At 34.6% G+C, this 24,351-nt stretch carries 23 protein-coding genes and 2 tRNA genes; 13 read left to right on the plus strand and 12 right to left on the minus strand.

Annotated elements, in window-relative coordinates:
- Positions 1-288: 288 nt before the first annotated feature.
- Complete coding sequence (locus KO493_RS14955; protein WP_216068795.1) at positions 289-1,386, minus strand: transporter substrate-binding domain-containing protein; 1,098 nt, start codon at positions 1,384-1,386, stop codon at positions 289-291.
- 346 nt (positions 1,387-1,732) lie between these two features.
- On the opposite strand from KO493_RS14955, the gene thrS reads away from it, so the two are divergent.
- The 4 genes from thrS (at position 1,733) to rplT (ending at position 5,038) form a co-directional block, all read left to right on the plus strand.
- On the plus strand, positions 1,733-3,667 hold the full coding sequence (gene thrS, locus KO493_RS14960; protein WP_216068796.1) for a threonine--tRNA ligase: 1,935 nt from the start codon (positions 1,733-1,735) through the stop codon (positions 3,665-3,667).
- A gap of 33 nt (positions 3,668-3,700) precedes the next feature.
- The gene (gene infC, locus KO493_RS14965) at positions 3,701-4,246 is read left to right on the plus strand and encodes a translation initiation factor IF-3 (RefSeq protein ID WP_216068952.1); all 546 of its coding nucleotides are present in this window, start codon (positions 3,701-3,703) and stop codon (positions 4,244-4,246) included.
- An 89-nt stretch (positions 4,247-4,335) separates the two neighbouring features.
- Positions 4,336-4,533, plus strand: a complete 198-nt coding sequence (gene rpmI / locus KO493_RS14970) for a 50S ribosomal protein L35 (RefSeq protein WP_150936195.1) — start codon at positions 4,336-4,338, stop codon at positions 4,531-4,533.
- Positions 4,534-4,693: 160 nt separating this feature from the next.
- Positions 4,694-5,038 (plus strand): 50S ribosomal protein L20, encoded by a 345-nt coding sequence (gene rplT, locus KO493_RS14975; protein ID WP_067150884.1) that lies wholly within the window; start codon positions 4,694-4,696, stop codon positions 5,036-5,038.
- Between the two features lie 538 nt (positions 5,039-5,576).
- Here the strand turns inward: rplT and KO493_RS14980 are convergent.
- The 7 genes from KO493_RS14980 to tgt form a co-directional block, all read right to left on the minus strand.
- Positions 5,577-5,864, minus strand: a complete 288-nt coding sequence (locus KO493_RS14980; protein WP_216068797.1) for a hypothetical protein — start codon at positions 5,862-5,864, stop codon at positions 5,577-5,579.
- Positions 5,865-5,876: 12 nt separating this feature from the next.
- Positions 5,877-6,299: a secondary thiamine-phosphate synthase enzyme YjbQ gene (locus KO493_RS14985; protein ID WP_216068798.1), complete on the minus strand. Its 423-nt coding sequence runs from the start codon at positions 6,297-6,299 to the stop codon at positions 5,877-5,879.
- Positions 6,300-6,442: 143 nt separating this feature from the next.
- The gene (locus KO493_RS14990; RefSeq protein WP_252723256.1) at positions 6,443-7,627 is read right to left on the minus strand and encodes an asparagine synthetase B; all 1,185 of its coding nucleotides are present in this window, start codon (positions 7,625-7,627) and stop codon (positions 6,443-6,445) included.
- A 201-nt stretch (positions 7,628-7,828) separates the two neighbouring features.
- Positions 7,829-9,379, minus strand: coding sequence for a replicative DNA helicase (dnaB, locus tag KO493_RS14995; RefSeq protein WP_216068800.1), 1,551 nt, complete (start codon positions 9,377-9,379; stop codon positions 7,829-7,831).
- 168 nt (positions 9,380-9,547) lie between these two features.
- Positions 9,548-10,501, minus strand: a complete 954-nt coding sequence (locus tag KO493_RS15000; RefSeq protein ID WP_216068801.1) for an acetyl-CoA carboxylase carboxyltransferase subunit alpha — start codon at positions 10,499-10,501, stop codon at positions 9,548-9,550.
- Between the two features lie 280 nt (positions 10,502-10,781).
- The gene (locus KO493_RS15005) at positions 10,782-11,858 is read right to left on the minus strand and encodes an LptF/LptG family permease (RefSeq protein WP_216068802.1); all 1,077 of its coding nucleotides are present in this window, start codon (positions 11,856-11,858) and stop codon (positions 10,782-10,784) included.
- Positions 11,859-11,863: 5 nt separating this feature from the next.
- Entirely contained in the window at positions 11,864-12,994 is a 1,131-nt protein-coding gene (tgt, locus tag KO493_RS15010; protein ID WP_216068803.1) for a tRNA guanosine(34) transglycosylase Tgt, read from the minus strand.
- Positions 12,995-13,174: 180 nt separating this feature from the next.
- Here tgt and KO493_RS15015 point away from each other — a divergent pair, with 180 nt between their 5' ends.
- Complete coding sequence (locus KO493_RS15015; RefSeq protein WP_252723247.1) at positions 13,175-13,813, plus strand: outer membrane beta-barrel protein; 639 nt, start codon at positions 13,175-13,177, stop codon at positions 13,811-13,813.
- A 65-nt stretch (positions 13,814-13,878) separates the two neighbouring features.
- Here the strand turns inward: KO493_RS15015 and KO493_RS15020 are convergent, their stop codons facing one another.
- Positions 13,879-14,844 carry an FKBP-type peptidyl-prolyl cis-trans isomerase gene (locus KO493_RS15020; protein ID WP_216068804.1) on the minus strand — a complete coding sequence of 322 codons (966 nt, stop codon included), beginning with the start codon at positions 14,842-14,844 and terminating at the stop codon, positions 13,879-13,881.
- Positions 14,845-15,014: 170 nt separating this feature from the next.
- On the opposite strand from KO493_RS15020, the gene KO493_RS15025 reads away from it, so the two are divergent.
- Together KO493_RS15025 and KO493_RS15030 are read left to right on the plus strand one after the other, a co-directional pair.
- Positions 15,015-15,404 carry an RNA-binding S4 domain-containing protein gene (locus KO493_RS15025; RefSeq protein ID WP_216068805.1) on the plus strand — a complete coding sequence of 130 codons (390 nt, stop codon included), beginning with the start codon at positions 15,015-15,017 and terminating at the stop codon, positions 15,402-15,404.
- Between the two features lie 38 nt (positions 15,405-15,442).
- Positions 15,443-15,946, plus strand: coding sequence for a phosphoribosyltransferase family protein (locus KO493_RS15030; RefSeq protein ID WP_216068806.1), 504 nt, complete (start codon positions 15,443-15,445; stop codon positions 15,944-15,946).
- Here the strand turns inward: KO493_RS15030 and KO493_RS15035 are convergent.
- Complete coding sequence (locus KO493_RS15035) at positions 15,938-16,459, minus strand: shikimate kinase (protein ID WP_216068807.1); 522 nt, start codon at positions 16,457-16,459, stop codon at positions 15,938-15,940. The genes KO493_RS15030 and KO493_RS15035 overlap by 9 nt on opposite strands.
- Positions 16,460-16,600: 141 nt before the next feature.
- Between KO493_RS15035 and KO493_RS15040 the strand changes: the two genes are divergently transcribed.
- Positions 16,601-16,673: transfer RNA gene (locus KO493_RS15040), tRNA-Lys, on the plus strand.
- Between the two features lie 653 nt (positions 16,674-17,326).
- Here the strand turns inward: KO493_RS15040 and KO493_RS15045 are convergent.
- Positions 17,327-17,400, minus strand: a tRNA-Arg gene (locus KO493_RS15045).
- Positions 17,401-17,551: 151 nt separating this feature from the next.
- Positions 17,552-19,180, minus strand: coding sequence for a sodium/sugar symporter (locus tag KO493_RS15050; RefSeq protein ID WP_216068808.1), 1,629 nt, complete (start codon positions 19,178-19,180; stop codon positions 17,552-17,554).
- A 135-nt stretch (positions 19,181-19,315) separates the two neighbouring features.
- Here KO493_RS15050 and KO493_RS15055 point away from each other — a divergent pair, with 135 nt between their 5' ends.
- From KO493_RS15055 to KO493_RS15075, 5 genes are all read left to right on the plus strand, one after another.
- Positions 19,316-20,308 carry a GntR family transcriptional regulator gene (locus KO493_RS15055; RefSeq protein WP_216068809.1) on the plus strand — a complete coding sequence of 331 codons (993 nt, stop codon included), beginning with the start codon at positions 19,316-19,318 and terminating at the stop codon, positions 20,306-20,308.
- Positions 20,309-20,320: 12 nt separating this feature from the next.
- On the plus strand, positions 20,321-21,211 hold the full coding sequence (locus KO493_RS15060) for an aldose 1-epimerase (RefSeq protein WP_216068810.1): 891 nt from the start codon (positions 20,321-20,323) through the stop codon (positions 21,209-21,211).
- A 10-nt stretch (positions 21,212-21,221) separates the two neighbouring features.
- Complete coding sequence (gene galK, locus KO493_RS15065; RefSeq protein ID WP_216068811.1) at positions 21,222-22,370, plus strand: galactokinase; 1,149 nt, start codon at positions 21,222-21,224, stop codon at positions 22,368-22,370.
- 18 nt (positions 22,371-22,388) lie between these two features.
- A complete protein-coding gene (locus KO493_RS15070; protein ID WP_216068812.1) occupies positions 22,389-23,411 on the plus strand; it encodes a UDP-glucose--hexose-1-phosphate uridylyltransferase in 1,023 nt (340 codons plus the stop codon).
- A 173-nt stretch (positions 23,412-23,584) separates the two neighbouring features.
- Entirely contained in the window at positions 23,585-24,301 is a 717-nt protein-coding gene (locus tag KO493_RS15075) for a hypothetical protein (RefSeq protein ID WP_216068813.1), read from the plus strand.
- Positions 24,302-24,351 lie beyond the last annotated feature (50 nt).

Genomic DNA, 24,351 nt, shown 5'->3' on the forward strand with positions numbered 1-24,351 from the left:
GCAATATTCTTTTTACACGAAATCTTCTAAAAACTTTAAAAGTTATTGAATGTTCTTCCTATTATATAGGTACACATTATATGTAACGAGAATAATTCCGCCGAAAGGCTAAACCCACATACCCTAATAAATAGTATTAATAAAAACAAAAGCTTCAGAAGTTAAGGGGTGCAAAAAAACAGCATTACAAAACTAGGCATCAATAATATTGCTATCATTATGGATGAAGTAATTCACCCTTCCGCCGAAAGGCTTATAAAAATGAGTTAATATTAAACAAGAATTAACCTATCTATATAGTAAGTCGTAATTAGCCAAAAGCAAACGCCAATCATTAGATTCGATGTAATCAATAATATCTTGAGATATTTCGTTCTTTAATGCGGCATCAAATTGTTTAGAAAACGCCATGGCATACATAGAGGTATTAAAGGAAAACTTGGATACTTCGTATTTTGAATCGTCTAAATCCTTTAATGTAAATCTAATTAAAGGTTCGTCGTAAGCTAAGGCTTGAATTTCATCGTTATTTAAACCTTCCATTAATTCTGAAAATGTTTGATAAGAGCTCACTTTATTAAAGTAGTGGTTTACTAACCAGGATTCGGTTGCTGATTTTTTAACGGTACCAATTTTGTAATTCTTAAATGTATCAAAACTATCGTCGGAAATACGCAGTTTATGCACGGTTAACGATGATGCAATACTGGCTGTTATACCTGAAATAAGAACGATAGCGGTAAACATCCAAATTAACCCGACAAACCTACCTCCTACCGTTTTAGGAGATTTATCGCCATAACCTACCGTTGTCATGGTTACTGCAGACCACCAAATACTATTAAAAACACCATGCCAACCTGGGCCAAACTCATCTTTGTTTTTATGACGCTCGAAAAACCAAACTAATACCCCAAACAGGGTTAATAAGAATAGTAACGTTCCTATGACTTTTAAGAAGTTGAAACTAAAAAAAGAATTAAGATAATCAATTAGCCTACCGCCTTGAGATTTACTTTTAATCAAGCCCTTACATTCGGATATATAATAAGGTACAGAAAAGTCCATAACAGCATGGCGATCACTAGTGATGGTTAATGGCGATAACGACATATCTATTTCGCCATTTCCAACTCCTTCTAATAAATGTTCTAATGTGCGTTGTTCATAGATATAAACATGATCATTTAAGGATTTATTGATTTTATGCCACAACCTCACACTTATCCCTTCTAATTTTCCGTTTTCTAAAAAGCAAAAAGGCGGATCAATATTATAACCGATTATAATAGTATCTTTTCCTTTTAATATATCGCTATCTATTTGTTGGGCGCTAACCGCCTGTAAACTTAATAAAGCGATTAAAAGGGTTATTAGTTTATTCATAAAATAGGTTGTTGATTTCAAATATAACAATTTATAAAACGTGTACAACCCTAACTGTAGCAACTATAAACAATCCATTTTAATGCATTTTAGTATTCATAACATCAACCTTACTTACGTTAATACTGTAAACGTTCAATTATAAAAACTTAGTTATAATATGCACCGGTATGATAAGGATTATAGGATTAAAAAAAGTACGTCCACTTATATCAAAATAGGCCGAGCAATGATTAACCTGCCAAAAATCATTAAAATAATAGCTATCAACTTTAAATAATAATACACTGTAATTGTATTAACAATTTTATACCATTATCTTTGCAGCCAGATTTTAAAATATTTTATGATACATATTACATTACCTGATGGCAGTGTGAAAACGTTTGATGAAGGCGTTACACCTATGGATGTTGCAAAAAGCATTAGTGAAGGATTTGCTAGAAACGTGATTTCTGCAAATTTTAATGGTACAACTATTGAAACAGTAACTCCATTAACTACCGATGGTGCTTTAATTTTATACACCTGGAGGGAGGACGAAGGTAAAACCGCTTTTTGGCATAGTTCTGCTCACGTTTTAGCTCAAGCTATTGAGGAATTGTATGAAGGCGCTAAACTTACTATTGGTCCGGCTATCGAAAATGGTTTTTATTATGATGTTGATTTTGGCGACCACACTGTTTCTGAAAAAGATTTTAAAGCCATTGAAACTAAAATGCTTGAAATCGCAAGAGGAAAGCATGAGTTTAAAATGCGTTCGGCAAGTAAGGCTGAAGCTTTAGACCTTTATAAAGAAAATCCTTTTAAAACAGAATTAATTGAAAACTTAGAAGATGGCACCATTACATTTTGTGACCACGCTACGTTTACCGATTTATGTCGTGGTGGGCACATTCCAAACACCGGAATCATCAAAGCAGTTAAAATATTAAGTGTTGCTGGTGCTTACTGGAGAGGTAATGAGAAGAACCCACAATTAACACGTGTTTACGGCATTTCGTTTCCGAAGCAAAAAGAGCTTACCGAATATTTACATATGCTTGAAGAAGCAAAAAAACGCGACCATAGAAAACTTGGTAAGGAGTTAGAACTTTTTACATTTTCTAAACGCGTTGGACAGGGTTTACCGTTATGGTTACCTAAAGGTGCTGCTTTACGCGAACGTTTAGAGAATTTCTTGAAAGCGGCTCAGAAAAAAGCAGGCTACGAAATGGTGGTTACCCCACATATTGGACAAAAGGAACTGTATGAAACATCAGGGCACTATGCTAAATATGGTGAAGATAGCTTCCAACCTATTTTAACACCTAAGGAAGATGAAGAGTTTTTATTAAAACCAATGAACTGTCCGCACCACTGTGAAATTTACAACAGTGCACAATGGAGTTATAAAGATTTACCAAAACGTTATGCTGAATTTGGTACCGTATATAGATATGAACAAAGTGGCGAATTGCACGGTTTAACTCGTGTACGTGGCTTTACTCAAGATGACGCCCACTTATTCTGTATGCCAGAACAATTGGATAAAGAATTTAAGGATGTTATCGATTTAGTACTTTATGTATTTGGTTCTTTAGGATTTGAAAACTTTACGGCACAAGTTTCTGTAAGAGATCCTGAAAATCCAGATAAATATATTGGTGATGTTGAAAACTGGGAAAAAGCAGAACAAGCGATTATTAATGCCGCGACCGATAAAGGTTTAGATTTTGTTATTGAAACTGGAGAAGCTGCTTTTTATGGTCCGAAGTTAGATTTCATGGTGAAAGATGCTTTAGGAAGACGCTGGCAATTAGGAACGATTCAAGTAGATTACAATTTACCAGAACGTTTTGATTTAACATATAAAGGTAGCGATAATGAATCCCACAGACCAGTTATGATTCACCGTGCTCCTTTTGGAAGTATGGAGCGTTTTGTAGCACTATTGCTAGAACATACAGGGGGTAATTTCCCGCTTTGGTTAATGCCAACACAGGTAATTATCCTATCAATTAGCGAGAAATATGAAAAATACTCACAAAAAGTTTTAAATTTGCTAGAAAATGACGAAATTCGCGCCCTTGTAGACCATAGAAATGAAACTATAGGGAAGAAAATTAGGGAAGCCGAAATGCAAAAGCATCCTTATATGATCATTATAGGCGAGCAAGAAGAACAAGAAGGTAAAATCACTGTACGTCAGCACGGTGGCGCAGATTTAGGAATGATTTCTGTTGAAGCTTTCTCTGAAATTATAAAAGAAGACATTAAAAAAACGTTGAAATCGTTTTAGAAAATAATAAGTTTAATTTAAAATCATAAGGCCATAGCAATTAGAAGAAGACAGCAACCAAGAAGGGTTTCGCAAGAAGACAAGCATAAAATTAACTCTAAAATTACTGCTCAAAAGTTACGTCTAGTAGGCGATAACGTAGAGATTGGTATTTACACTAAAGGTGATGCTTTAAGAATAGCGAATGAGCAAGAGTTAGATCTTGTAGAAATATCTCCTAATGCAGACCCACCGGTTTGTAAGGTTATGGACTATAAAAAGTTTCTTTACGAACAAAAGAAACGTGATAAGGCTTTAAAATCTAAAGCGACGAAAGTTATCATTAAAGAAATTCGTTTTGGTCCACAAACCGATGATCATGACTACGAGTTTAAAAAGAAACACGCAGAGAAGTTCTTAAAAGAGGGTGCAAAATTAAAAGCATTCGTATTCTTTAAAGGACGTTCTATCATATTCAAAGAACAAGGGCAAATTTTATTATTAAAATTAGCAACCGATCTTGAAGAATTTGGAAAAGTAGAGCAAATGCCTCGATTAGAAGGTAAGCGTATGACCATGTTTATTGCTCCAAAAAAGTAATAAGCATTAGTTAAAGTAGAACAAAAAGCTGAACATATATTCAGCGTGAAAATAATTAAGCGAAATAATTATAAACTAGGAAGAAGAAAATGCCTAAAATGAAAACAAAATCTAGTGCCAAGAAACGTTTTAAAATAACGGGTACTGGAAAGATCAAAAGAAAGCACGCTTTTAAGAGTCACATCTTAACAAAGAAATCTAAAAAGCGTAAGCTAAAGTTAACTCATGATGGTTTGGTACACAAAGCAGATGAGGATAACATTAAAACTATGATGCGTTTAAAATAAACACATCGGTTTTAATCGGTTAAAACAATTTATAAACCCTGGAGTTAGGCCAGTAAAAAAGAGTTAAAAATTAAAAGTTAGAAGTTTTAAATCTAGAAATAGACCAAAAATGAATAACTAGAAAGCATTTTAACCGCCTACTACAAAACACATTAAAATTATGCCAAGATCAGTAAACTCTGTAGCAAAAAGAGCCAGAAGAAAAAAGGTTCTAAAACAAGCAAAAGGTTACTTCGGACGTCGTAAAAACGTTTGGACAGTAGCAAAAAACGCGGTTGACAAAGCGATGCAATACTCGTATAGAGACCGTAGAAACAAAAAGAGAACATTCCGTGCCTTATGGATTACGCGTATTAACGCTGCAGCCAGAGAACATGGTTTATCTTATTCTCAATTCATGGGCCAATTAAAAGCTAATGATATCGAATTAAACCGTAAGGTTTTAGCCGATTTAGCTATGAACAACCCAGAGGCTTTCAAAGCTGTAATTGAAAAAGTAAAATAAGGCTTTTTGCCTATTGTAAAACATATTATTCGCTTAATAAAAAATCCGATTCGCAAGAATCGGATTTTTTTTGTGGTATTTTGGGCGCTTGCTTCTTTATGCTATTACGCAGAGAGGCACTGAGATTTCACAGAGTTTCACTGAGAAAATCAATGAATTAATACGCATGCTATTATGTAAAAAATTAGTAGGCGAGCAAGGCTCCAAAAACTAATAACCAAAAACCAGCAACCAATTTCAAGAAGCTATTACGCAGAGTTTCACAGAGAATGACACAGAGCTCCACTGAGAAAATCAATAACTTAATGTGCATACTATTATGTAAAAATTAGCATACGACTAAGCCTCCAAAAACTAATAACCAAAAACCAGCAACCAATTTTTCCAGACACAGATTTCACCGATTTACACAGATTTTAGCTCAAAACCTTATTTTTGACACGAATTACACTAATTATCATTAATTTTTGTGTGCTACATCTTGGCGACTTTGTACCTTTTCGAGAAATAAAATACTAGATTGAACTTCGTTAAAAATTTACTCAAATGGCTCCTTAGGTAATGCTTTTAGGTTTTTGATGTACCGTTCTAGATTGAATGGTTTTTGATTTTTTATAACTTCAAATAACTCAACAGACACGCACTGTCCAATCATCTGTTTGGTATCAAAATCATCATATCCGTTTTTTATCAATCTATTATATGTCACCTTAACTTCAGGTGGATTATTATCCCTAAGTTGATTTTTTATAATCTCAAAAATCTGTTCTCTAATTTTTTCATTTGCTTCCATAAATATAGTATCTCTAAGTTCGTTAGACTTCAATCTATAATTTTATTAATTCCCAAAAGCCGTAACCACAAGACTACGAGCCCCTCCATAATCACGATGTTCACACAAATAAATACCTTGCCAAATCCCCAAATTTAATCGTCCGTTTGTAATAGGGATTTGAACAGAAGCACCTAATAAAGAAGCTTTAATATGTGCTGGCATGTCATCAGGACCTTCGTAATTATGTTTGTAGTAGGGCGCATTTTCAGGAACCATTTTATTAAAATGACTTTCAAAATCTTGACGCACGGTAAAATCGGCGTTTTCGTTAATGGTTAAACTGGCTGAAGTATGCTTGATAAAAACTTGCATCTGCCCCATTTGTAAATCTTTAATTTCAGGCATTGCCTTTAGAATGTCCTCTGTAATTAAATGAAACCCTCTAGAATGTGGTTTTAATTTTATTTCCTTTTGAAAAAAATTCATGATTGAAAATATAATCGTGCAAAATAATTGTTACTGATCAGTGAAGAACTTGTACTTACAATACAGTCGACCTCGACTGCGCTCGGCCTGACACTTTACTAATCATGTTATTTAAAAGTATAAATCTAACAAAGAAAATTCAATTAAGTTTTTTGTTTCTTCTTTTTTGCAGCTGGAAACAACACATTATTCAAAATTAGGCGATAACCTGGAGAGGTTGGGTGTAAGTCTAATTCTGTTTTAGCATCCCCTACCCGATGCTGATAATCTTCAGGGTCATGTCCGCCATAAAACGTAAAAAAACCTTTTCCTTTTATTCCATGAATGTATTTGGCTTCACCATTGGATTTTGTTTCACCCAGAACTAATACATTCGATTTAATTTCTTCACGTGTAAACGCCGTAGTTTGTCCCATAAAACCTTTTACTAAAGCCGTATGATTCTGGCACAACATAGTCGGAATAGGATCCCATTTTGCCGAAAAATCCATTAGTGAAAAATAATCTGCTGTTTTAGGAATCATGCGTTTTCTTGTCATATCAATAGAAGAGAACTCATAAACTACTGGGCTGCGTTCAATCAAAAAATCGGTAAACGCAAAGGTTTTAGTGTAGTCAATTTTATTCTGATAATTTGGATCACTACCATCGCCGTCAAACATAGGTTCACAAATATCGACACCTTCAGCAGAGAGTGCGATATCAAAACTATCGGTCGCACTACACATGGCAAACATAAAGCCGCCACCAATAACATAATCTCTAATTTTTAAAGACACGGCTAATTTTTCCTCAGAAACTTTACTATAACCCAATTTTTCGGCTAAATCTTCGGCTTCTTTTTTCTCGTCTATATACCATGAGGTTGCACGATATTGGGCATAAAATTTGCCGTATTGCCCTGTGAAATCTTCGTGATGCAAGTGTAACCAATCGAAAACAAGTAAACCATCGTTTAAAACTTCTTCATCGTAAACCGTTTCATAAGGGATTTCGGCATATTGAAGTACCATGGTTACGGCATCATCCCAAGGTAATTTTCCTTTAGGTGTGTAAACCGCTATTTTTGGTGCCTTCTCTAAAACAACAGCTTCCATGTTTTTGCTGGGACTGCTTATATCTTCAAGGATACTTTCTGTTTTAGCATTAGAAATGATTTCAAAAGAAACCCCTCGAATTTGACACTCCCTTTGAATATCTTCGGTATCAGGCAATAAAAAAGAACCACCTCTAAAGTTTAACAGCCACTTCACTTTTAAGTCTCTGTTAAGTGTCCAATAGGTAATTCCGTATGCTTTTAGGTGATTTTTTTGGCTCCCGGCATCCATAGGAATGAGGATGTAGGACGCATAGGAATTAAGCCCTAAAAATATAAAGAATAAGGTAAATATTATTTTTTTCAATTTGAAAATAAAAGTTTTTAAGTTTTCTCAATCGTTACTTTTCGTAAGGAAAAAACTCAAAGGATTATAAACTGAAAGATACTTAAAAATTACAGCTCATTAAACCATTTAACGAAATATTACGCGTTAAAACGGCACTTCATTATCATCGTCATCATTGAAAGAGCTACCAAAAGCTTGATCTGGACTGGCCTTAAAATTATCAGATTGGAACGTATTATCGTTTGCTGCGGCATTCATTTTGGAATGAAATTCATTGTCTCCAAACGGCGAATCAAAATCATCTAAATTATCAAACTTACCTAAGTGACCTAAGAATTTTAAACGGATGTTTTCCAAACCACCATTACGGTGCTTTGCTACAATAAACTCACCTTGCCCTTCTGTTGGAGAACGTTCTTCGTCATCCCATTCGTCAATTTTATAATATTCTGGTCTGTAGATAAAGGATACAATATCGGCATCCTGCTCAATCGCTCCAGATTCACGTAAATCGGAAAGTAAAGGTCTTTTACTACCGCCACGAGTTTCAACGGCACGTGATAGCTGAGATAAGGCAATTACAGGTACCATAAGTTCCTTTGCTAAAGCTTTAAGGTTTCGAGAAATCATTGAGATTTCTTGCTCACGATTTCCACCATGGTTAGAACCACCTGTCATTAACTGTAAATAATCAATCATGATCATTTTAATACCATGTTGCGAAGCCAAACGGCGCGCTTTTGCTCTTAGATCAAATATAGAAAGTGACGGCGTATCATCAATAAATAACGGTGCGTTTTCTAAACCTTTCACCTTTACATTTAATTGTTCCCATTCGTGTTTTTCTAATTTTCCAGTACGTAGTTTTTCCGAAGATAATCCTGTTTCACTAGAAATTAAACGCGTAATTAATTGTACCGATGCCATCTCTAATGAGAAAAAGGCCACTGGAATGTTTTGATCTACGGCAATATTTCTTGCCATGGATAAGGTTAATGCTGTTTTACCCATACCAGGACGGGCTGCAATAATAATTAAATCGGAAGGCTGCCAACCTGAGGTTAGTTTATCCAATTTATGAAAACCTGTAGGAATACCACTAAGCCCCTCTTTATTTGAAATTTCTTCAATTTTCTTTTTCGCTTGAATTACCAAGTCCAGTGCTGTTTCACTAGATTTTTTAATATTACCTTGGGTAACTTCGTATAATTTTGATTCTGCTGTATCTAATAAATCAAAAACATCTTTAGTTTCATCGTAGGCTTCTTCTATAATTTCATTAGAAATTTTAATTAAACTACGTTGAATAAATTTCTGTAAAATAATACGTGCATGAAACTCAATATGAGCCGATGAAGATACCTTATTTGTTAATCCGATAAGGTAAAAATCACCTCCAGCAGCCTCTAACCTAGCGTTCTTTTTTAATTGGGTAGAAACGGTTAATAAGTCGACAGGCTCACTGTTTTCAAACAGCTGAAAAATAGCTTCAAAGATGTATTGATGGGCTTCTTTATAGAAAGCATCTTGACTTAAAATATCAATAACTTCATCTACACCTTTTTTATCAATCATCATAGCACCCAACACAACCTCTTCTAAATCAATTGCTTGAGGCGGAATTTTACCTTTTTCAAGGCTAATAAGCGTACTTTTGTCTACTTTATAGGAAGAGATTTGATTTGGTTGTTTCATGACTGCGAAAGTAACTAAAAAGAAAGTGTTTTGATGAATTTTAACGCTTAGGGTTGTTCACTACTCGTTAACAATCAGCTGTTAATAAATAAATTATTTTGTTAATAAGCACAAAAAATCTGAAGTTGGTATTACTTCAGATTTTAATACGTTTCGGTTTCAATAGGCTTAGCCTTTAAAGACTCCCATATTAGCATATTTATCCATACGCTCTGAAACCAAATCTGCTGGTGATAACTTTTTAAGCTCCTCAAAAGATTTTAAAATAGTATCACTAACCGATTGAAATGTTTTTTCACGATTTCTATGTGCGCCACCAAGTGGTTCTTTAATAATACCATCTACAAGTTTCAATTTTTTCATATCTGAAGCTGTAAGTTTTAAAGATTCAGCAGCTTGTTCCTTATACTCCCAGCTACGCCATAAGATTGAAGAACAAGATTCTGGCGAAATCACAGAGTACCATGTATTTTCTAACATGAAAACTTTATCACCAACACCAATACCTAAAGCTCCCCCAGAAGCTCCTTCACCAATTACGACGGTAATAATAGGCACTTTTAAACGCGTCATTTCTAAAATATTTCTAGCAATCGCTTCTCCTTGTCCGCGCTCTTCAGCTTCCAAACCTGGATAAGCTCCCGGTGTATCTAAAAAAGTTACCACAGGAATACCAAATTTTTCAGCAGACTTCATTAAGCGTAACGCTTTTCTGTAACCTTCTGGATTAGCCATTCCGAAGTTTCTATATTGCCTAGTTTTGGTATTAAACCCTTTTTGCTGACCAATAAACATAAAGCTTTGGTCTCCAATTTTACCTAAACCACCAAGCATAGCCTTATCATCTTTAAAGCTTCTATCGCCGTGAAGTTCTAAAAAAGAAGTGCCACAAATCGCTTTAATATAATCTAAGGTATATGGTCTATCTGGATGACGTGATAATTGCACACGTTGCCATGGCGTCAAATTTTTATATAATTCTTTTTGAGTATCTTTTAACTTCTTTTCAATCTGAGAACAAGTCTCAGAAACATCAACATCACTTTCTTGTCCAATGATTGCACATTTTTGCAATTGGTCTTCAAGTTCTTTTATTGGAAGTTCAAATTCTAAATATTCCATAGAAATTTAGTTATTACTTTTTAAACAAAGGTTAGTCTGCAAATATAAAAACTTTAATTATGATATGATGTTAAGTTCGCTTTCTTTTTAGTTTTCTTCCCCCTTTTAATCTAGCGTTTACAACAATGAATCCAATAATAACAAGGGCTCCGATATAAAAATTAGTGCTCATATTTTCTTTTTCAGGAAACAAATTAACGGCTAATGTAATACCATAAACTGGCTCTAAATTATAGGTTAACACAACAGCATACAGGTTAATAATTACAACTGTTTAAGTCTAACGTTTGGCATTGGACATCAGGAATATAGCCAAAATACCAAAAATAACATTTGGAAACCATACAGCTACTAACGGCGGAAAATCAGATTGCTCTGCCATTACCCCGAAAATCTTATCAAAAAACACGAAAACCATAGCGATGCAAATACCAACAGCTAGATTAACTCCCATACCGCCACGTCGTTTCATTGATGATACAGCCACGGCAATAATGGTTAAAATAAACACAGATACTGGTAAGCTCCATTTTCTATATAGTACCAATTTAAAGCGCCCTACATTACTAGAACCTCGAGCCTCTTCTTTAGCTATAAAGTTTTTTAAATCGCCATACATTTTAGTTTCAGCAGCATAAATAACAGGAATTAAATCATCGACATCAAAACTGAAAAGGGTATCTTTTCGTCGTACAATTTCTAATTCATCTTCACGTTCCCCAATAGTACGTTTCACATAATTGGTAAGGCGGTACAAAGTATCTTTTTCAATATATTGAATGCTCGAGGCATTAATTTTATACGCTAGTTTGTTGTCTTCAAAATGCTCTAAAGTGAAGTTATTACCTCTGCTGTTTTTAACATCGAAACTACTAACATAAATAATATCATTATCATTAATTTGTCTGTAAACATTGGTATTATCTACGTCACTACGCCCTTTTTTAAAATATTTGTAGCTAAAATCATTAAAACCTTCACTTGCCTTAGGCGCTAGAAAAAGCCCCATTATAATGGCTAGAATCGACACAATAAAAGCGCCAATCATATAAGGTCTTAAAAACCTAGAAAACGAAACTCCTGAGCTTAAAAATGCAATAATTTCGGTGTTATTAGCCAGTTTAGATGTAAACCAAATAACAGATAAGAATAAAAATAGTGGAAATAATAAATGAGCAAAATAAACAGTAAAATCTAAGAGGTACACTAAAACCTCATTTAAAGGCACATCATTATCTAAAATTTTACCAATTTTCTCTGCCAAATGCACCGTTATCCCAATGGGAATAAAGAGCAGTAACATCATAAAAAATGTAAACAAATAACGTTTTAGTATGTACCAATCTAAAATTTTCATGTTACTTATAAACGATTATCCATTTGTTTTACCATTTTGTCTTTCCATGTTCTAAAATCTCCTGCTAATATATGTTTTCTAGCTTCGCGAACCAACCATAAATAAAATCCTAGGTTGTGAATAGTGGCAATTTGTTTCCCTAGTAATTCATTAACAGTAAATAAATGACGTAAATATGCTTTCGTATACTCGGTATCCACAAAAGTGATTCCCATCTCGTCTATAGGTGAAAAATCGTCTGCCCATTTTAGGTTTTTAATATTTATAGTACCGTTGGCAGTAAATAACATGCCATTTCTGGCATTTCTAGTAGGCATTACACAGTCGAACATATCTACACCTAACGCTATATTTTCTAGAATATTGATTGGTGTTCCTACCCCCATTAAGTATCGTGGTTTGTCTTCAGGTAAAATAGAACATACTACATCGGTCATGGCATACATTTCTTCCGCTGGTTCTCCAACCGATAAACCACCAATAGCATTACCTATTGCTCCTGCATTAGCTATATACTCTGCCGATTGTTTTCTTAAATCGGTATACGTACTCCCTTGTACAATTGGAAAAAATGCTTGATTATAATCATATTTTAGCGGTGTTTTTTCTAAATGATTAATACATCTATCCAGCCAACGGTGGGTCATGTGCATGGAACGCTTCGCATAATTATAGTCGCAAGGATAAGGGGTACACTCATCGAAAGCCATAATGATATCGGCACCGATAGAACGTTGAATTTCCATTACATTTTCTGGAGTAAACGTATGATAGCTTCCGTCGATATGCGATTTAAACTTAACACCTTCTTCTTTAATTTTTCTATTGGCAGAAAGTGAATATACTTGATACCCCCCTGAATCGGTTAAAATATTCCTGTCCCAATTCATGAATTTATGAAGTCCGCCAGCTTTTTCGATAATATTCGTTTGTGGGCGCAAGTATAAATGGTAAGTATTGCCCAATATTATATCTGGATTTATATCATCCTTTAACTCACGCTGATGCACGCCTTTAACCGTTCCAACAGTACCTACAGGCATAAAAATAGGCGTTTCAATAACACCATGATCTGTTGTTAATTTACCTGCCCTAGCCTTACTCTGTGGGTCTTGTGCGTTTATTTCAAACTTCATCTTATTTCTATTATGCTTTTATGAACATGAATTCTAGGGAAAATGCTCCTTAGATTAAAGAATGTCACCATTAAGTGGACAAAGATAATTAACTGAAATATGAAAACGATTGTATTAAAAAGAAAATAATACTGTTCTAATGTCGTTAATGATTTTATATTTGAACTTAAAACAAACAACATGACAAACTTAAAAATTATGGTAAAAAAATGCTTCCAGAAATCAGGAATTGGAAAGAAACTCTTTTTTATTTTATTAATTGGAGTAGTTCCAAATCTATCCATAGCACAATCAGAAGCTGGTTGGGGTATTAAAGGTGGATTAAATTATAATGCCAATGGTGATTATTTTGATGCTGTTGAAGACGCTTATAAAGACCCCACGGCAAATGCTGGTTTTCATATAGGTGTTTTTGGAAAAACAGGAGGTTTTATATTTCTTAAACCAGAACTTGTTTACACGAATACGAAAACAGATTATGACGGTGATGCTTTTAAAATGCAAAAAATTGATGGTACTATACTTGCTGGATTAGATGTTATAGGTCCGCTAAGTTTATTTGCCGGTCCTTCATTTCAATATATTATAGATTCTGAATTTGAATCGCTTTCGATAGGTGATTTGGAAAAAGACTATACCGTTGGACTAAATATCGGATTAGGATTTAATTTGAAAAGAATAGGTATCGACTTAAGATATGAACGTGCTTTTACTAAAAATGAAGCTTCTATTATAGATTCTAATTTTCCGGGAGGCGCAACAGGACGCATCGATACGCGCTCTAACCAACTTATTTTGAGTTTATCTTTATTGCTTTAATCATTTACTTGAATTATAAACATAAAAAAACCTCGCTTAACGAGGTTTTTTTATGTTTAAATACTCTATATCTTATCTACATCGTAATTGGCTTCCGTTTCTTCGGGGTCTAAATACTTCGGAATTCCGTTTTTTCCAATATCATTTGTTGGATCCCCATCACCATCAATATCCTCATAAATAGTTAACACACCATCGCCATCATCGTCGGTATCATAAGCATCTATAACCCCATTACCATCGGTATCATCACCATCAAAAACATCGACTGCTGAATTTAAGGTGAATTGGCCATCGCCATTAATATCTTCCAAATAAGAAGGCACGCCATCACCATCATGATCATTTTCGAACATTTGTAACAGATCAAAAGTAAAAGCGATACAGGTATAAGCTGGTATACTTGTACTACCTGTAGAGTAATATGCTAATCCAGAAGGTACAAACATCACCCCTACACCATGATTTACGTAATTAGAGGTCCCGTCTGCATTTTCGTTAAAAGTTTCTGCTGTGTGAAATTCAGGAATCACTTTTTGCCAAGCCGTGATAAGGCTTAACAAGTCGGTATTAAAAGCACCATTTGTAGATCTATCAAAAACTTCATTATCCAAGGTAAACCCTTCATAATTTGTTACAACATTATCACAAAAATGTGGTGAAGGCGCATTTGGATCTACGTTTCTGTTTAAATCCAAATAATAAATTTCGTAATCTGTATCGGCATAATTCACATCCTTCGTGATCACATCATCAATTAACAACTTATGACCTACAGGAACGACATCACCATCATTAAGCTCGGTAATTACAATATCTTCAGATTTAGGATCTGGATTAGAACTATCAAATTTAGAGGCATTATAATAATGCGTTTCTAAATAATCAAGTAACAACGCTTTATCTTCAACTTGTTGTTCTGTTCTATCTCTTATTACTATTGTAGTACTATCATCATCATCGTCCTTGTCACAAGAAAAAAAACAGGTTGCTAAACCTAATACAAACAAACTTAATTTCATTAATTTCATTCTCAAAATCATTTATTAAAGTGAAGGAAAACGGGTATAAATTCAAACCCAACAGATCGTAAGCGAATTTATACGCAATAAAGTTCAATATTCCTTATTTTTGAAGCCGCAAGATACGATATAAATATATTCTTGCACAATAAGATTAACGTAGTTTTAGTATTAATTATATGCGAATAGACAAGTATTTATGGTGTGTTAGATATTATAAAACCAGAACACTGGCAACTACGGCGTGTAAAAAAGGTCAGGTTCGAATTAACCAGGAGATTGTAAAGCCAAGCCGTGATGTTTATCCTTTGGACACCGTGGAATTAAGAAAAAACCAAATTAACTATAAACTTAAAGTTAATGACCTACCCCCAAACCGTGTTGGCGCTAAGATAGTAGATCTCTATCGAACCGATATTACTCCAAAAGAACAATTTGAAGCACAAGAGCTTCTTAAATATTCGAAAGATTATTACCGAAAAAAAGGAACTGGAAGGCCTACCAAAAAAGACCGTCGAGATATAGACGATTATACCGATGAAAATTTTATTGAGGAAACAGAATCTTAAATAAAATTGAGTAATTTTATGCTTTAAATATACAATGTATGACAGTTAATAATAATATCATCCTTAATCATAACGAAATCAATCATAAAATAAGACGTATTGCGTTTCAAATTTATGAAAGCAATGTGGATGAAAAAGAGGTTATTTTAGCTGGCATTGGAACCAACGGCTATATTTTTGCGAAAAAGCTAAAATTAGCACTTCAAAAAATATCTGAGATTTCACCTGTACTTTGTAAAGTAACTATGGATAAAAAACAACCATGGTTAGAAATTACCACGTCATTAAAACCTGAAGCGTATAAAAATAAATCTTTAGTGCTGGTTGACGATGTTTTAAATTCTGGAACAACATTAATTTACGGTGTAAAGCACTTTCTAGATGTACCATTAAAGCAATTTAAAACAGCCGTTCTCGTGAATAGAAATCATAAAAAATACCCTGTAAAAGCAGATTTTAAGGGTATTTCATTATCGACTTCCTTAAAGGAACATGTTCATGTGACTTTAGAAGGTAAAAATTTTGAAGCTGTTTTAGAATAATACAGACAGTACATCTTCTACAATTTCATCTTTTGCTTTGTTATCTATTGATACTTTAATTTCAGCTTGACTGTAAAATGGCGAACGCTCAAATAAGTGTTTCCCAATGAATTCAGCCATGGCTTCTTCAGTTTCAATATGAGCAATTAACGGACGCTTGGCTTTTTTACGCAGCAACTTTTCGGCTAAAGTTGGAATCGTCGCTTTTAGGTAAATACTTTTAGCGTTTTCAGCATCTAAAATATCCTTCATGTTATTACTGTAACAAGGCGCTCCTCCTCCAACTGAAAGGATGATGTTTCCAGACATGGCTAAAACTTCTTTAAGATACTCGGTTTCTTTTTTTCTGAAGTAAACTTCACCTTTATTTTTAAATACTTCTGTAACCGAAGCATTTTCTTTTTCTTCAATCAGATCATCTAAATCTATGAAGGTATAGTTCAATTTAGCGGCTAATCTTTTTCCAATTGACGTCTTTCCAGAAGCCATATATCCTATTAATACAATGATCATTTTCTCGTTATAATTTGATTTCTAAAAACATAGATTTATCTCTCACAAAAAAACGAAAATTTATTTAAAAAAAGCATTGTATTTTTAAATAAAGCTTTTATATTTGCACCCGCTAACGACAATTAGTTAGCTTGACATAATGACCTGGTAGCTCAGTTGGTAGAGCATCTCCCTTTTAAGGAGAGGGTCCTGGGTTCGAGCCCCAGCCCGGTCACATTATACAAAAAAGCCTGTAACTTACGTTGCAGGCTTTTTTTTGTTATTACGCAAAGTTTCACAGAGGTAACACAGAGTTTCGCTGAGGAAATTTTCAAACACTGATTTCCACTGATTTTTTTTCAGGGTTCGCTAGTTCGAGTTTGTAACTCGGACTTTCACAGTTATCCCACACACAGCAAATTTATGTCTATTTCTTTTTCTTGACGGCACTCGTTGAAAACGAGCGCTAACAGGGTAGTTTTTAGCGTTTACTCAGCTTTATGAATGTCTGAGTTACAATCTCAAACTAGAAAATTACGTATAGAATCTATGAAAGTCTGTGTAATCTGTGTCTAAAATAATTCTTTGTGATTTTTCTTGAAATCTCAGCGAAGTTCTGTACATCAATAATTTTATTTCTCGCAGAGACGTAAAAACACAAAGGTTCATTACTTGAAAAACTTGAGACTTCTATTACAAATAATATTATGAAAGTCCGAGTTACAAACTCGAACTAGCGAATTACGTATAGAATCTGTGTAATCTGTGTCTAAAATAACTCCTCAGCGAAACTCTGTGTAATCCTCTGTAAATCTCAACGTAATAACAAAAAAACCTAAATAGATAGTAAAAACAAAAAAGCTCCACTATTTCTAGTGAAGCTTTTCGTGAGCCCTTCAGGATTCGAACCTGAGACCGCCTCCTTAGAAGGGAGGTGCTCTATCCAGCTGAGCTAAGAGCCCTAAAGAAAATCATTTTTGATTTCCGGTGTGCAAATATAAAAATTAACTACATACCTAACCAAAAAAAAGATGATAATTTTTATTAAAAAAACATATTTCAGATAAACAGCTTGATTTGCTGAGACTTAAATTATGTTTAATTCAGTGCCTTCTACCAAAATAACGCATACAACACGGTTAAAATGATACAAACTACAAAGGAACCTATATTAAATAACGGTGAAGTTTTGAACAACTCCTTTGATATCTCAATACCCTTAGGATCATCTGCCCCTTTATTCTGCATGTAACTTAATAGCATAATAATAGCCATAGTTAATAATGCCGTTATCCCCATTTGATGCATCCAAGGTTCTAACATTGGAATTGGTAAAAACTTAAGGGCTAAGGCAATTGGAATTGATGCTACTGCACCCCAGATAGCTGCATTATTTGTTGTTTTCTTCCAGAATAGCCCCAACATAAATACTGCTAAAATACCCGGACTTACAATACCCGTGTATTCTTGAATAAATTGAAAAGCTTGATCGATACCTCCTAATAACGGTGCCACAATCACCGCTATAATTAACGCCACAGCACCAGATATACGGCCCACGTTTACTGTAGCCTTATCGGTTGCATTTTTATTAATGTATTGTTTATAAATATCCATGGTAAATATGGTCGAAGTAGAATTTAACATTGATGCTAAAGAAGACACCACTGCAGCCGCTAATGCCGCAAAAGCAACACCTTTAAGACCTACAGGTAAAAACTGCAATAACCAAGGGTACGCTTTATCCGCTTGTTCTGCAGACGGTACATTTAACATACCTACTTCTCCTAAATTAGCCATAATAGCAGGATCGTTAACCATTACATAGGCTGCAATACCTGGTATCACAACAATTAATGGAATGATTAACTTTAAAAATGCCGCCAACAGAATACCCTTTTGAGATTCTTTTAAAGATTTTGCTGCTAAAGTACGTTGGATGATATATTGGTTGAACCCCCAGTAGTACAGGTTAGCAACCCAAAGACCACCAACTAACACCCAAATACCAGGTAGGTTGTTATAATTATCGTTTGTTTCATCAAGAATCATATGGAAATTTTCTGGTGCTGCTTCCCAAACTTTAGAAAAACCTGCTAACATGCCTTCCCCTCCTGAAACTGTATTTAAGGCCAAATAAGTGGTTGCCAACCCACCCAATACTAAGAATACCACCTGAATAACGTCTGTCCATGCTACGGCAGATAATCCGCCATATAAAGAATAGGCTGCTGCAAATAATGCTAAACCAATAATAGCATACATCATATCAACACCCATAATGGTTTCAATGGCTAAACCGCCTAAATAAAGCACAGAAGCTAAGTTCACAAAAATGTATAATCCTAGCCAGAATACTGCCAAAATGGTTTTTAAGTTTGTTGAGAATCGTTTTTCAACAAATTCGGGAATGGTATAAAGTCCCTTTTCAATAAAAATGGGTAAAAAGTACTTACCCACAATAATTAAGGTTAATGCTGCCATCCACTCGTAGGAAGCAATCGCAATACCGAGTGCAAATCCAGACCCAGACATACCAATAAATTGTTCTGCTGAAATATTTGCTGCAATTAATGAGGTACCTATAGCCCACCATGGTAGTGACTTACTTGCCAAAAAGTAATCTTCGGCGTTTTTTTGGTGTCCTTTCTTATCTCTTGATACCCAAAGCCCTACACCTAAGATTAAAATCGCATAGGCAATAAAGACTACATAGTCCCAGAAATCAAATCCTGCTGTCATAATTAGTTAGTTTATTTAGTTAAGTTAATTCCAAATATAGAGATTAATTTATAATAATCTTAAATTTTACTAAAAAAAACCAACTAGTAGGGTCTAGTATGTTTTGTGGATTTTTTTATATATTTGCCGAACACTATGATTCAAATTAAAAAAAATACAGGCATCCCAATATACAAGCAAATCATTCATGCTATTGAAGCAGCTATTGCTCAAGGGGTATTAAAAAAAGGAGACCAGTTACTTTCTATTAACAATATTAAGTCAACACACAAATTATCACGAGACACCGTTTTAATGGCGTATAACGACCTGAAAAACAGAGGCATTATTCAATCGGTAGTTGGAAAAGGTTACTTTGTAGCTAGTGAACATGTTAATATTCAGCAAAAGGTATTTTTACTTTTTGACGAGCTAAATACATTTAAAGAAGACCTCTATAATGCTTTTTTAAATCGTTTGGGACAACAGGCCGAAGTTGATATTTTCTTCCATCATTTTAATGAAAAAATTTTCAGTAAACTTATTAATGACCACGCTGGTGACTATAATCATTATGTGATTATGCCAGCGAACCTAGAAAACACCACTGAAATAATTGAAACCCTTCCTAAAGATCAAGTGTATATTCTAGATCAGTTGCATGACGAATTATCAAACTACCCAGCTATCTATCAGGATTTTGAAAATGACATTTTCAACAGCCTCACTAAAGCGGAGCATCTCATAAAAAAGTATAGTCGTATGGTTTTAGTTTTTGATTTTAAAAAACAACCTGAAGGCATGCGTAAAGGCTTTGTCAAATTTTGCGAAAAACAGAAAATGGCTTATGAAGTGACACCACATTTTCAAGCTGAAACTTTAGAAAAAGACACCATATATATTACACCCGATGATCGCAGTTTACTGAGTCTGATTAAAAGCTCTAAAAGTCAGAACTTAAAATTATCAAAAGACATCGGTTTAATCTCATACAACGAAACTCTTTTAAAGGAAGTTGTCGAGGGCGGCATCACCACCATTTCAACCGATTTTAATTTTATGGGTAATCGGTTGGCCGAAATGATTTTAAATAAAGAACAGATTAAGTTAAAAAACCCAAACAACATCATTATTAGAAACTCATTATAAAACGACCAACCCATGTACCAGATTAGACATCATAAAGCCGCTCATATTTTAGAAATTGAAAATAAAGCATCTGCAATCTCTGCTAAAATTCAGCTTAACGAAGGGGCTTCACTGCAGGAATATACTTTTAATAATTTACTAATAATTAAAAATTTAGAGCCATTAAGCTATCAGAACACCTATGCCTCGGCTATCCTTTTTCCTTTTGCAAATAGAATAAAGGATGGTAACTATACCTTTAATGGCAAAACTTATCAGTTTCCTATTAATCAAAAGGAAGAAAACAATGCGCTGCATGGGTTAATTTTCAACAAAACATTTAAAATTTCGGAAACCGAAGCGTTAGTAGATACGGCCTCAGTAACACTAGAATACACAGAAAAAGGAGACTCTCAAGGTTTCCCTTACCCCTACCATGTTTCCATTAAATACACCTTTACAAAAACAGGTCTAAGCTTAAGTTTTTCTGCTAAAAACACGAGTAACGAAGCTTTTCCTTTTACCGTAGGCTGGCATCCTTATTTTGCTTCTGAAAATTTATATGAAAGCACCCTTCAATTTGACAGTAGTAATAAGTTGATTATTGGTGATAGAAATATTGGTACAGGAATAAAAGCCAACGATACCCCTGAGGGTTTTCAAATAAAAGATCAACAGCTTGATGATTGTTGGGTTCTTAATCAGGATAAAGTGGTATTTACAACACCTCAATACAAATTACAGTGCTCTTCAAACGTTGAAGGCAATTTTTTACAGGCCTATACCCCCCCTTTAGAAAACATAATAGCAATTGAACCTACCACTGGAGTATCCAATAGTTTTAACAACAAAATAGGCCTTCAAGTATTAGACCCGGGAAACACCTATAATATCGCTTGGAACTTAAAGATAAACCACATCTAAACACACTACAATGAACAAAACACTAATTAATGATGTAAAAAAAGCATACATCGACACCTTTAAGGAAGCCCCTTTACTGGTGTTTTCACCTGGGCGTATAAATATTATTGGCGAACATACCGATTATAACGATGGTTTTGTTTTTCCAGCAGCCGTCAATAAAGGGATTGCAGCAGCCATTCAAAAAAGTAACTCAAACGTTTCTACAGCCTATGCTTTAGATAAAAACAGTAAGATTGAATTTCAGCTTGATCGCATACAACCTTCAAAAGAAGGCAGTTGGCAAAACTATATTTTTGGTGTTGTGGCCGAAATCCAAAACAGAAACAAAACTTTAGAAAACTTTAATATTGTTTTTAAAGGTGATATTCCCGGAGGCGCAGGCATGTCTTCTTCGGCAGCCTTAGAGAACTCGGTAGTTTTCGGATTAAACGAACTCTTCGACTTAGAACTTTCTAAGGAGGACATGATTTTTATTTCGCAGAAAGCAGAGCACAATTATGTTGGTGTTAATTGCGGTATCATGGACCAATACGCTAGCATGTTTGGTATTAAAGACAACGCCTTGCATTTAGATTGCAGAAGCATTCAAGCGAAACCCTATAAGATTGATTTTAAAGATCATCAATTAATGCTCATCAACACAAACGTAAAACACAGTTTGTCTGATAGTGCTTATAACGACCGTCGTTCGGCTTGTGAAAATATTTCAGAATTGCTAGACATTAAAGCTTTAAGAGACGCTTCTGAAGCGGATTTAGAACGCATTAAAGATCAGGTTACGCCTGAAAATTTTCAAAAAGCATTGTTTGTGATTCAGGAGAACAAAAGAACCAAAGAAGCCGCTAAAGCCATTGAGAATCATGACTTAGAAACCCTTGGGGAATTAATTTACGCTTCACACCACGGATTGCAGCACCAATACAAAGTAAGCTGTGAAGAATTAGATTTTCTAGTAGATCAAGCAAAAGCCAATAATCATGTTTTAGGTTCCAGAATGATGGGTGGCGGTTTTGGTGGTTGCACCATTAATTTAGTAGCAAAATCTGAAGCTAAGGCTTTTTCCGAAAAGGCTTCTTTAGCCTATAAACAGGAATTCAACAAAGATTGTTCGGTGTATTTTATTGAACTGTCTCAGGGCACGCATCGCGTCGAATAAAATCATATTTCTATTAAAATGAAAAATACAGACTTACAAGATTACTCGCATAAACGCTTTAATATACTAACTGGTGAATGGGTTTTGGTTTCTCCTCACCGCGCTAAGCGTCCGTGGCAAGGTCAAAATGAAGCGGTTTCTAATGAAAAACGCCCAACCTATGATGAATCCTGCTATTTATGTGCCGGAAACACCAGGATTAATGGTGAAGTGAACCCTGATTACACAGACGTTTTTGTTTTCACCAATGATTTTGCCGCACTCCAAAAAGATTCAAAAACTTTTAATATGAACGACGGCTTATTGGTGGCACAAAGCGAAACCGGTATTTGTAAGGTGATTTGCTTTAGTCCAGACCACTCCAAGAGTTTAGCTGATATGACTCCTACTGAAATTCAGAAAGTGGTTTTTGCATGGCAAAAGGAATTTAAAGATTTAGCCGAAAAACCAAACATCAATTACGTTCAAATATTTGAAAACAAAGGTGCCGTGATGGGCTGTAGCAATCCGCACCCACATGGTCAAATTTGGAGCCAGTCTACGCTTCCTAATGAAGTCGATAAGAAAAACACCCAGCAACTTAAATATTACAACGAAAACAAGCGCAGTTTGTTAGGGGATTATTTAGCCCAAGAGCTCGAAAAGCAAGAACGCATCATTTTTGAGAATGATGGTTTTGTGGTTTTAGTGCCGTTCTGGGCCGTTTGGCCTTTTGAAACTATGATTGTTCCTAAAAGACCACAGACTAACATCCTTGACATGAACGACCAAGAAACCTTACAATATGCCGAAGCTATCGCAGTAATCACCAAAGCTTACGACAAACTGTTTATGACGTCGTTCCCCTATTCTAGCGGAATTCACCAATCGCCAACCGATGGCAATGACAACAAACACTGGCATTGGCACATGAGTTTTTATCCGCCACTTTTAAGAAGTGCTACCGTTAAAAAATTCATGGTGGGTTACGAAATGTTCGGTTCACCACAACGTGATATTACCGCCGAAACTGCAGTAAAAATGATTCGCGCGTTATTATAAAAATTCCACAACCACTTATTACTACTACTTTAAAACCCTTGATCTTAAAAACATCAAGGGTTTTAATTTAACCATGTTAATTCTTCATTAAAACGCACGTTAAAGTCTCTTAATAAAATGCTTTCAAAAGTGATAAAGGACTTAATTTGAGCAACCAACCAATACTTATTATCGTGAAAAAGCTCAACTGGGTTCTATTGCTTTTACCTTTAACAACCCTATCTCAACAATTAAAGGGGAAAGTTTATGATAGTGAAACAACAGTAAAAGGCATTGTAGTTTATAATATCAGTGATTATTCAAAAACTTTTACAGACGATGATGGCAACTTCATCATAAAAGCTTCAAAAAACGATACTTTATCCTTCCACTCGACTTTTCATTACAAAAAAATCATTGTTTTAAAAGAAGCCAATTTTAATCAGGTTATGGTTATTGAACTTCAAAAAACAGTGAATGCATTAAAGGAAGTATTAATTACTAATAACTATAAAGATTTTAATGAAGCTAAAGCTGAAAAAACCTTAGCTGAAGAAATCACAAAAGACACCAAAGCGAATCCGCACTTATACGGTACCTACTCCAGCTATGGTCTTGATTTTGTACGCTTGTATAAATTAGTATATAAACCTGAAAAGTCTAAAAATCAACCACAGGTTATTAATGCTAAAAATTTAGATTCACTTTTTCAACATGATGATTTGTTCAATAAAAAACTTTTATATGAAGACCTTAAAATCCCAGAAGAATTTTCGCAACAATTCTTCAATTACCTCGAAGCCCAAGCCATAGATAAAAAATTGTTCTCGCCCTCCAATAAGCTTCTACTTTTGGATCAACTTATTATTTTCAGCAAATCCTATTTAAAAATACGAGAAGAAGCAAAGTAAAACTAGTGCTGATTTAGATAATTTACTGGATTTCATACTAAATCATAGCT

It is taken from the genome of Pseudotamlana agarivorans (genome assembly GCF_018860245.1).
GTDB classification, from domain to species: domain Bacteria; phylum Bacteroidota; class Bacteroidia; order Flavobacteriales; family Flavobacteriaceae; genus Pseudotamlana; species Pseudotamlana agarivorans_A.